Origin of the sequence: Streptomyces sp. NPDC002573, from assembly GCF_042889625.1 — a bacterium.
In the GTDB taxonomy this organism is placed as follows: domain Bacteria; phylum Actinomycetota; class Actinomycetes; order Streptomycetales; family Streptomycetaceae; genus Streptomyces; species Streptomyces gibsoniae.
In genome coordinates this window covers 1-5,351 of record NZ_JBIARC010000179.1, presented here as the reverse complement: position 1 = coordinate 5,351, position 5,351 = coordinate 1, and the positions used below count along the sequence as shown (strand labels likewise).

Annotated in this window: 3 protein-coding genes and 1 pseudogene; all 4 read left to right on the top strand. The window is 68.1% G+C overall.

Translation table 11 applies throughout. The annotated features are described in order from the left end of the window. Positions 1-2,073: ALF repeat-containing protein (locus ACFYX0_RS46590; protein WP_388981609.1), on the top strand; the 2,073-nt coding region annotated here is incomplete at its 5' end. 65 nt (positions 2,074-2,138) lie between these two features. Next, positions 2,139-3,485, top strand: a complete 1,347-nt coding sequence (locus ACFYX0_RS46585) for an IS701 family transposase (RefSeq protein WP_388981606.1) — start codon at positions 2,139-2,141, stop codon at positions 3,483-3,485. Between the two features lie 262 nt (positions 3,486-3,747). Next, a complete protein-coding gene (locus ACFYX0_RS46580; RefSeq protein WP_388981604.1) occupies positions 3,748-4,722 on the top strand; it encodes a magnesium transporter CorA family protein in 975 nt (324 codons plus the stop codon). A gap of 189 nt (positions 4,723-4,911) precedes the next feature. Beyond that, positions 4,912-5,106 (top strand): annotated as a pseudogene (locus ACFYX0_RS46575) (neutral zinc metallopeptidase); the annotation flags it as partial. Between the last annotated feature and the right edge of the window lie 245 nt (positions 5,107-5,351).

The window sequence follows — 5,351 nt, the reverse complement described above, 5'->3', positions numbered from 1 at the left end:
GGCAGCAACGCCAGCGACGCCGCGGACGCGGCCGACCAGGCCAACTCCTACGCCGACCAGGCCGGCGCCCACTCCGCCGAAGCGCAGAACGCCGCGGCCGCCGCCCACCGCCACGCCCGGGAGGCAAGCCGCGCCGCCGACGCCGCCCAGGCGCTGGCGCAGGAGGCCGCCTCCGCCGCCGGTGAGGCCCGGGATGCCGCCAACGATGCGGCCACGCACGCGGAGAACGCGGCCAAGGCCGCCGACGACGCGGCCAAGCACGCGGGTGAGGCGGCGAATGCCGCCAAGCAGTCCGCCGCGCACGCCAAGGAGGCCAAGAAGGACGCCGACGTGGCCAGTGCAGCGGTCGCCAAGGCCCAGAAGGTCCACGACCTGGCCGTCCGTATCGACGCCGAGCAGCTGACCGCCCGCACCAACGAGGCCATCGCCCGCGCGCGGGACCTCAAAACACAGGAGGACCAGCGCACCGCGGCACAGCAAGCAGCCGTGCAGCAGGCCAAGGACCTGCAGGCTGAGGCGGCGAAGCTGGCAGACCAAGCCGCCCAGCCCGGCGCCGACCCCGCGCAGATCGCGCCCGTAGCCCGCAAGGTGGCCCTGGCGACGGCGAAGACCGGCCGCCCGTGGAGCCAGTCCGCAGCCCTGGTCGCCCTGGCAGGCTCCGACGCGGACATCACCGCCTATATCCGCACCGGCCGCCAGGAGGCCAGCAGCCAGGACGACCGCCAGGATGTCGAAGGCCTTGCGCTGGTCGCTGGTTCCGCCGACGTGCGCGCCGCTGCCGCCAAGGCTCTGCAAGGCGACGCTGCCGCGGTGAGTGCGTTTCTAGCCACCGGCCAGTACGAGGCCATGAAGCAGGACATGCGCCTCGTCGTCGCCCGGACCATCGCGAACGCTGGCCCGATCGAACAACAGGCCGGACGCACCGCACTCAACACTGACACAACGGACGCCCTGCGCCAGTTCATCACCACCGACGACTCCCAGGCACGCACCCAGGACGAACGCGTCCGCGCCGCCCAGCTCGCCGACACCAACAACAAGAGCAACGGCGCCCAGCTGAAGGCCGCCGCCCGCATCGCTCTGGAAGGTCCCTCCGACCTGCTGCACGCCTTCATCACGGTCGGCCAGTACAAGGCCCGGCGTCAGGACCAGCTCGCCGCCACCCACGAGGGGCAGATCCAGCAGCTGATCGCGCAGGCCGCGGGCATCGCCGCCACCGCCCAGAAGAACGCGGCCGAAGCGGGCAGGGCAGCAGCCAACGCAGCCAAAGCCGCGTCCGAAGCCGAGGGGTACCGCAGACAAGCCGAAGCAGCGACCAACGACGCGAAGAAGTACGCCACCCAGGCCAACGGCTACGCCGCCCAGGCCGAACAGTCCGCCAAGGACGCCGCCTCCTCGGCTAAGACCGCCCGCAACGCCCAGCAGGACGCGGAAAACGCCGCAGCCGCAGCCGTCACCTCGGCCACCTCCGCCCAGTACTCGGCCGACTCCGCACGGGGCTCCGCCGACTCGGCTTGGACGGCCGCCCAGAACGCCCGAGACTCAGCCACGGCAGCAGGCAAGGACGCCACGGCCGCGGCACAGGCGGCGACGGAGGCCTACCACACCGCAGTCGTCAAACAGCAGCAGGAAGAGGCGCGGTTTCGGCAGTGGGTCGAGGAACAGCGGAAGAAGAACAGCCAGCAGGACGATGACGACGGCAGCTGGATACCGGGGTGGCTCAAGGACACCGTCAACACAGTCAGCCCCTATGCGAAGGCGTTCTGGGACAACAGCCCGCAGCTCGCGGCTGACCTCCTCGAGAGCGTTGGCGGCGGCTTCCTAGCGGACATGGGAATCACGGAGGGCATCGTAGGCGGAGGCGGCGGAGTCTTGCTGTGCCCCGAGACACTGGGTGCTGGCTGCGTCGAAGCAGTTCTGGCGGTCAGCGGCGGGATAGCCATGACCGGAGGCGGCCTGGACATGGCCAACGACGGCGTCCACCGCTTCAGCGACGACTTCGACCAAGCCCTTCGCGAAGCCCGGGAAGAACGCGCTGAGACAGACACGGCAGCTGTAAGTCTTGATCGTTGAGGTATCCGTGCAGGCCAGGAGGGTGGGTGCGGGCACGAGGACGGCCACCGTGATCATGAACGCTTGTGACGACGATCAAGGACCAGGTGGCCGTGGAGGCCACGATAGCCGAGCGGGCCTGGACAGCGGCGTTCGGGTCGCTGATGGCGGCGGTGGCCGTCTGCTTCCCGCGCCGGGACTCGCGGATGCTGGGCAGGGCGATGACACAGGGGATGCTGATGGAGTTGGAGCGGCGTAACTGCTGGACGCTCGCACAGGCTCTGGGCCATGACGGGCCGTACCGGCTTCAGCACTTCCTCTCGCGCGGCGCCTGGAACCATGACCTGGCCCGCGATCATCTCGCCGCCTGGACGGCAGGCGAACTCACCGACGATGAGGCCGTGTTGGTCGTCGACGAGACGGGCGATGAGAAGTCCTCCACCGACTGCGTGGGTGCATCCCACCAGTACTCCGGTGCGCTGGGCGGGGTAGGTCTGTGCCAGGTCGCCGTCCATCTCACCTACGCCTCCGTGCACGGTCACGCACTCATCGACCGTCAGCTGTACCTGCCGGCGGCCTGGGCCGAAGACGAGGAACGCCGGCTGCTGCGGCACGTGCCCGACGAGATCACATTCGCCACCAAGCCGCAGCTGGCCGCCGCGATGCTGCACCGTGCCCGTGAACTGGGCCTTGCCGCCCGCTGGTTCACCGGCGACGAGGTCTACGGCAGCCTGGAGTTGCGCCGCACCGCCCGCACCCTAGGCTTCGACTACGCCCTGGCCGTCAAGGCCGACCACCGCGCCACCACCGCCGTCGGCCGCTTCGCGGCCACACAGCTGGCCGCGAAGGTCCCGGCCAGGGCCTGGATGCGCCTGCGCACGGGCAACGGCACCAAGGGCGACCGGCACTACAACTGGGCGCTGATCGACGTCCTGCCCGACGACACACCTGCGGACGCAGCCACCGCCGGACACGCCTTCCTCGTCGTACGCCGCCACCGCTACACCCGCGAACTGTCTTTCTACCGCTGCCACTCGGCCGCCCCCGTCAGCCTCACGACCCTCGTGAACATCATCTGCACCCGCTGGAAGATCGAGGAGGATTTCCAAGGAGCGAAGGGCCTGGCCGGACTCGACCAGGGCCAGGTGACCTGCTGGACCTCCTGGATGCGCTGGAGCCTGATCAGCCTGTTCGCCGCCGCCGTCCTCGCCGTCACCCACGCCCGCACCGCTGACGGAGCCGGACACGGCCTGGAACTCGCCCCGGCCAGCGGCCGCGAACTCCTGGCCATCCTGCGGATCACCGCGCTTCCGCAACCCCGACGCGACCGGGACCACATCCTGCACTGGTCCGCCTGGCGCCGCCATCACCAGCACCAGGCCACCGAGGCCCACCGCCGGTGGAACAACGTCACCGCCGCGGCGGCCACGTGACCGAAGCCCGTGGATCAAGACTTACAGCTGCCGTGACTGAGAGCCCTTGAGGCTCAAAGCAACGGTAAGGCGGTACCGGACTCCGTCAAGCCACGCGAGGTGATCGCCGCTGCCGGAGACGTGCTCGCTCGTGGTCGCCTCGAGGGCTGCTACGAACGCTCCTGACCGGCCCCGCCCGGGCGCGCGCACTCGTGTTGACGGGCGAACCCTCGGCAAGGAGCGGAAGCGGGCTTCTTACCAGTGCGGCTTATGGTGCGTGGCCATGACTCGCACACGGCTCTACCGCAACGGCTCTCTGATCCTGGAGGACTTTCCGACCGCGGACATCTCGGAATACGTGAACGATCCGGACGTGGCGGTCTGGCTCGACCTGTGCGATCCGTGCTCCACCGACTTCGCGATGATCAGCGAGGAGTTCGGTCTGCATGAGCTCGCGGTGGAGGACGCACGTCAGGAGCATCAGCGGCCCAAGCTGGACCGCTACCGTACCCACGCCTTCCTCAGTGCCTACGCCATCAGTACCGACGAGACCAGTGGACAGCTGACCGCGAGTGAATTGTCCGTGTTTATAACACCTACGGCGTTGATCACCATTCGCCCCGACCAACGGTTCGACATCGAGAAGGTCGTCGAACGCTGGGATGACAACAGTGATCTCGCCAAGTACGGGGTGGGATTCCTGCTGCACGGACTGCTCGACCACATAGTCGACGGGCACTTCGCCGCCGTGCAGGATCTCGACGACCGTATCGAAGCAGTGGAGGATCTGCTCTTCGACGAGGGGCGCGAGCAGATTGACTCCGTCCAGCGCGATTCCTACGCGCTGCGTAAGAACCTCACGAAGCTGCGCCGCGTGGTGTTGCCGATGCGGGAGGTCGTGAACAGCCTCCTCCGGCGTGACCTGCACATCGTCGCCGAGCCCTTGCTCCCCTATTACCAGGATGTGTATGACCATGTCCTCAGGGCCACCGAGTGGACCGAGTCGCTGCGGGACATGATCACGTCCATCATGGAGACCAATCTGACCGTTCAGGGCAATCGCATGAACCTGATCATGAAGAAGGTCACCAGCTGGGCGTCGATCGTGGCCGTCCCCACGGCCGTCACCGGTTTCTACGGGCAGAACGTTCCGTATCCAGGTGTCAACACCCACGCGGGTTTCCTGGCTTCCACCGGTGTCATGGTCGTTGCATCGGTGCTGCTCTACTGGGCCTTCAAGCGCAAGGACTGGATCTGACCCCGGTCCCGGCAGGGACCGGGCTGACTCCGGGCCACCGGGTGCGGGCCGGGGGAGCGGGAGCTGCGGGCCAAGATCGGCGGATCGGGCCGGACCGAGCAGCCCCTGTTGTCGGGCCAGGCGCAGAGACTGCGGATGAGCCGGCCGCCGACGCCGTTTCCCCAGTGGTCGGGGCCGAGTTCGATCCGCGCTGGCGGCCCGTTCGCCGAGGCCTACGTCATCGCGCACGAATACGGCCACCACTTCCAGGACCTCAGCGGAACGATCTCCCGCGGCAGCGGAAAGGGCCAGAACAGCGGCTCGGTGAAACTCGAGTTGCAGGCGGGCTGCTACGCCGGAGTGTGGGCCCACCACGCCACCACCACCCCCGACCCCAAGAGCGGTAGCTGTACTGCCCAGGGACGTTGGTCAACCTGGTGACGGGTGGTTTGCCGCCGGTTGCGATGTGCCGCGTTCGTGACAGTAAGCCAGCTGGGGATGTACCGCTTCATGACAGCCCCGAGGTCGCAAAGTACCACCGCCGTGTCAGTGGAAAGCCGTTGCTGGGAGCCTCAGCGACTCTCAGCATTCCGGGTATTTCGGCCCGGAAGGTCCGTCACATCACCAGAGCGTGAGGGCTTCGGTTTGAG